This window comes from Robbsia andropogonis, from assembly GCF_000970345.1.
GTDB lineage: Bacteria > Pseudomonadota > Gammaproteobacteria > Burkholderiales > Burkholderiaceae > Robbsia > Robbsia andropogonis.
Genome location: NZ_LAQU01000192.1, coordinates 1 through 1255 on the forward strand (window position 1 = coordinate 1; position 1255 = coordinate 1255).

At 53.8% G+C, this 1255-nt stretch carries 2 pseudogenes; both read right to left on the reverse strand.

The features are described 5' to 3' along the window. Window positions 1-115: pseudogene (locus WM40_RS29755) on the reverse strand (IS6 family transposase); the annotation flags it as partial. 141 nt (window positions 116-256) lie between these two features. Then, window positions 257-1255, reverse strand: a pseudogene (locus tag WM40_RS27050) (cysteine desulfurase family protein); the annotation flags it as partial.

The following is a 1255-nucleotide window of genomic DNA, read 5'->3' on the forward strand; positions in this document are numbered from 1 at the left end:
CCAGATCGCGTAGGCTGAGCTTGTAACGAAGGTACCAGCGAACACACAGAATGATGATTTCGCGATCAAAATGTCGGCCATCAAACAGCCCGCTCTGACCTTTTGGCTTGCCCATCAGCGATAACCTGATTGTTAGGCTCAATACTTTAACCGATTCCCACCGCCTATTTGCACCAGAACCAACGTGACAATGCCCGCAAACCGTTTCGTGCAAAAGCACCTATGTCTTTTCCTTACTTCGCTTTCAAAACCTCTACGCGACCGACGCACTACACTGGCTAACGACCGCCATGACACATGCAATCGCGTGGTCAACATCTGCCTCTGTAGTGTATCGGCCAAAGCTTATTCGTACTGTCCGGCCGACCGCGTCCTCATCCAGTCCAATTGCCGTCAAGACGTGCGATGGCGTGCCCGCAGCGGAATTGCACGCCGACGTCGAAGAAATCGCCATATCACCCGAAAGCATAAACGGAAAGAAACCTGGGAGATCGAAAGTCAGGCTCAACATGTGCGGGATACGCTTCGCGCGAGCCGCGTTCTGAACAATGACTCTGAGGTCCGAAACAGTGTCCAAGAACCGTTTATGGAGACGGGAAATCCGCTCGTTGTCGGCCATCATTTCGGCTGAAGCGAGTTCACAAGCGACACCCATTCCGACAATCTGGTGCGTAGGAAGCGTCCCGGATCGCAGGCCGCGCTCGTGCCCGCCGCCATGCATTTGAGGCGCAATCTTCTTCGCTACATCCTCGTTGACATATAAAGCCCCAATGCCCTTGGGACCGTATACCTTATGTGCCGACATAGACATCAGGTCAATACCCATCGCCTTGACGTCGATAGCCGTTTTCCCAAGTCCCTGGGCCGCGTCGACATGAAGAATAGCGTTGGCGGCATGTACCAGGCCAGAGATTTCCGAGATGTTTGTGAGCGTCCCGATTTCGTTATTCACCAACATTAACGATACCAGTCCCGTGTCAGAGCGCAACGCGGCCTTGATTGACTCCAGTGAAATCTCCCCCCGTTCGTCCGGTCGAACATAGGTCACTGGATAGCCGCGTTGTTCTAGGCTCGCCATTGTGTCCAAAATCGCCTTGTGTTCAATCTGGCTGGTCACGAAATGGCAATTGCCATTCGCATTATCGGCATACCCCTTGAGCGCGAGGTTATTCGACTCTGTTGCACCTGACGTCCAAATGATTTCGTCCGGCCTCGCACGAATGAGATCCGCGACCTGCGCGCGAGCACGTTCGAC